At 63.0% G+C, this 3,666-nt stretch carries 3 protein-coding genes; all 3 read left to right on the top strand.

The genetic code is table 11. From position 1 onward, the window contains the following. The coding region (gene pgk, locus QOC89_RS17275; RefSeq protein ID WP_323046127.1) for a phosphoglycerate kinase at positions 1–309 on the top strand (309 nt) is incomplete at its 5' end. Between the two features lie 496 nt (positions 310–805). Then, positions 806–2,242 carry a pyruvate kinase gene (gene pyk, locus QOC89_RS17270; RefSeq protein WP_323046126.1) on the top strand — a complete coding sequence of 479 codons (1,437 nt, stop codon included), beginning with the start codon at positions 806–808 and terminating at the stop codon, positions 2,240–2,242. Positions 2,243–2,606: 364 nt separating this feature from the next. After that, positions 2,607–3,666 (top strand): class II fructose-bisphosphate aldolase (fba, locus tag QOC89_RS17265; protein ID WP_323046125.1); only part of this gene is annotated, 1,060 nt, incomplete at its 3' end.

Here is a 3,666-nt window from a genome sequence, read left to right as displayed (position 1 = left end):
CTCGACATCGGGCCGGAAACCGCCAAGGTGCTCGCGGCACAACTGGAAAAGGCCGGCACGATCGTATGGAACGGCCCGGTCGGCGTGTTCGAGTTCGACCAGTTCGGCAACGGCACCCGGACGCTGGCTGACGCGATCGCCAACTCATCGGCGTTCTCGATTGCCGGCGGCGGCGACACGCTCGCGGCGATCGCCAAGTACGGCATCCACGACAAGGTTAGCTACATCTCGACGGGCGGCGGCGCCTTCCTCGAGTTCCTCGAGGGCAAGAAACTGCCTGCGGTCGAAGTTCTGGAATCGCGGGCTTAACGTGGCAACGCGCTCCCCCTCAGCGAAGTCTGCAAAAGCGCGCGGTGGCCAACACGGCGATCAGCACGGTGGCCAACGCGGCGGCAAGCCTGGCAATACCGCAGCAGTACCGGCAGGGGAGCGCGAAGCGCGCTCTGCGGCCAATCCGGCAGCGGCCGAGTCCGCGGTGGAGTCCGCGGCCGGGTCAGCTAGCCAGCAACATGAAGAATCCGGGTCGCCCCTCACGCTCGCGGAGTTGACCACTGCCGGCGAGACAGCGGCATTGTCCAGCGCAGACGCTGCACAAGCCGCCCACTCGCCCGCAGAACTCCCGGACGAAGAGGTCGCGCTCGCCCCTCCACCGGCACCCCCCGTGCTGGTGTCGAACACCGCTTCACCCCATAAAGCGACGCTGGTTTCAACCGGCGCGCAACCCCTGGCAGCATCCTTCGGTGCGCAGCCTCCGCATCCGACTCGCAGCGCTCTTTCCAGCGATCCCATCCAGACGAGGAGACTCATGCATCGCGCCACCAAGATTGTCGCTACCATCGGACCGGCTTCCAGTACGCCGGAAATCCTGCTCAAAATGATTCAGGCAGGTCTAGACGTGGTGCGGCTCAATTTCTCGCACGGCACTGCCGACGATCACCGCCAGCGCGCCGAATTCGTGCGCGAGGCGGCCCGCCAGGCCGGCCGTGAAGTTGCCATCATGGCTGACCTGCAAGGCCCGAAGATTCGGGTCGGCAAATTCGAAAACGGCAAGATCACGCTGGTCGCCGGCGAGTCGTTCATTCTTGACGCCGAGTGCGAACTCGGTAATGAACAACGCGCCGGTCTCGACTACAAAGATCTGCCGCGCGACCTGAAACCGGCCGACGTCCTGTTGCTCAACGACGGCCTGATCGTGCTCGACGTCGTGCGCGTGCTCGGCAGTGAGATTCACACCACCGTGAAGGTCGGCGGCGAACTATCGAACAACAAGGGGATCAACCGCCAGGGTGGCGGCCTCACCGCGCCGGCGCTGACGGCCAAAGACATGGAAGACATCCGCACGGCCATGTCGCTCGGCGTGGATTACGTCGCGGTCTCGTTCCCCAAGAACTCGACCGACATGGAAATGGCCCGTCAGCTCGCGAACATCGCCGGTGCGCCCTACGGCATCAAGCCGAAGATGATCGCGAAGATCGAGCGCGCGGAAGCGATTCCGGCGCTGCAAGGCATCCTCGACGCCTCGGACGGCATCATGGTCGCGCGTGGCGATCTGGCCGTGGAAGTGGGGAATGCCGCAGTTCCGGCGCTGCAAAAGCGCATGATTCGGATGGCGCGCGAATCGAACAAGTTCGTGATCACCGCCACGCAGATGATGGAGTCGATGATCTACGCGCCGGTGCCGACCCGCGCCGAAGTGTCGGACGTCGCCAACGCGGTGCTGGACGGCACCGACGCGGTGATGCTGTCGGCCGAATCGGCAGCGGGCAAGTACCCGGTGCAGACCATCGAAACGATGGCGGCGATCTGCGTGGAAGCGGAGAAGTCGGAGCAGTCGGAACTGGACAAGGATTTCCTCGACCGCACGTTCACGCGTATCGACCAGTCCATCGCGATGGGTGCGCTGTTCACGGCGTTCCATCTGGGCGCGAAGGCGATCGTCGCGTTGACCGAATCGGGTTCGACCGCGCTGTGGATGTCGCGTCATTGGACCCATGTGCCGATTTTCGCGCTCACGCCGCGCGTGGGCAGCGAACGGGCCATGGCGATCTACCGCAACGTCACGTCGCTGCATCTGGACACCAGCACCGATCGCGACACGGCGTTGCAGCAGGCGCTGGAAACCGTGGTCGGCAAGGGCTATGCGTCGCGTGGCGACATGGTGGTGCTGACCGTCGGCGAGCCGATGGGCCAGGCGGGCGGTACGAACACGCTGAAAATCGTGCGCGTCGGCGAGCCTTATTGATTTGGCTGGATAAGTAGCAGACTGCTCGATCGGCGCGCGATGCATGGGATCCGAGTAAGCGCTAAAGCGCCAACTCGGGTCGACAGCGTTGCATGGGACCCGGGTAAGCGCTAAAGCGCCAACTCGGGTCGACAGCGATGCATGGGACCCGAGTAAGCGCTCAAGCGCTAACTCGGGTCGACACAGCCTGGATTGAGCGAAGCAGGTTGTCATGCCCCGCGAGAGGCGGCGCACAGACTCCAATCGCGCATGAAGGAAAATGCGCTTTAGGGAATGGGTGACGGGTATGCAGCTTGCTTCGCGATAAAATCGCCCAAAAAGATGCCGACGGCACAGAATTCGTTTCAATCTAAGGAGTTACAGCATGCCTCTCGTATCAATGCGTCAATTGCTGGACCATGCCGCGGAAAACGGTTATGGCATTCCGGCATTCAACGTGAACAACCTGGAGCAGGTGCAGGCGATCATGGCGGCGGCCGACAAGGTCAACGCCCCGGTCATCATGCAGGCATCGGCCGGCGCGCGTAAGTACGCGGGCGAGCCGTTCCTGCGCCACCTGATCGAAGCAGCGGTCGAGTCCTACCCGCACATTCCGGTCGTGATGCACCAGGACCACGGCCAGTCGCCGGCGGTATGTATGGCGGCGATCCGCAGCGGTTTCACGAGCGTGATGATGGACGGTTCGCTCGAAGCCGACGGCAAGACGGTCGCCTCGTACGAGTACAACGTCGAGGTCTCGCGTAAGGTGGTTGAAGCGGCGCACTCGATCGGCATCACGGTGGAAGCCGAACTGGGCGTGCTCGGTTCGCTGGAAACCATGAAGGGCGACAAGGAAGACGGCCACGGCGCGGAAGGCACGATGACCCGCGAGCAGTTGCTGACCGACCCGGAGCAGGCAGCCGACTTCGTCAAGCTGACGCAATGCGACGCATTGGCGATCGCGATCGGTACGTCGCACGGCGCGTACAAGTTCAGCAAGAAGCCCACGGGCGACATCCTGTCGATTCAGCGCATCAAGGAAATTCATCAACGCATTCCGAATACGCACCTGGTGATGCATGGTTCGTCGTCGGTGCCGCAGGAGCTGCTCGCGGAAATCCGCGAATTCGGCGGCGATATGAAGGAAACCTACGGCGTGCCGGTCGAGGAAATCCAGGAAGGCATCAAGAACGGCGTGCGCAAGGTCAACATCGACACCGACCTGCGTCTGGCGATCACCGGCGCGATCCGCCGCTACATGGCGACCAATCCGGGCAAGTTCGATCCGCGCGACTACCTGAAGCCGGCGCGCGAAGCTGCGATGAAAATCTGCCTCGAGCGCTTCACGCAATTCGGCTGCGAAGGCCAGGCCGGCAAGATCAAGCCGGTTTCGCTTGATAAAATCGCGGAAAAGTACAAGTCGGGCGAGCTCGCACAGGTTGTCC

Source organism: Paraburkholderia sp. (assembly GCF_034668105.1).
In the GTDB taxonomy this organism is placed as follows: Bacteria; Pseudomonadota; Gammaproteobacteria; order Burkholderiales; family Burkholderiaceae; genus Paraburkholderia.
This window is presented reverse-complemented; position numbering and strand designations above follow the sequence as displayed.

Bases quoted from the DNA above. Each gene is read 5' to 3' on its own strand.
- pyk (WP_323046126.1), top strand. From the start codon at position 806: ATGCATCGCGCCACCAAGATTGTCGCTACCATCGGACCGGCTTCCAGT.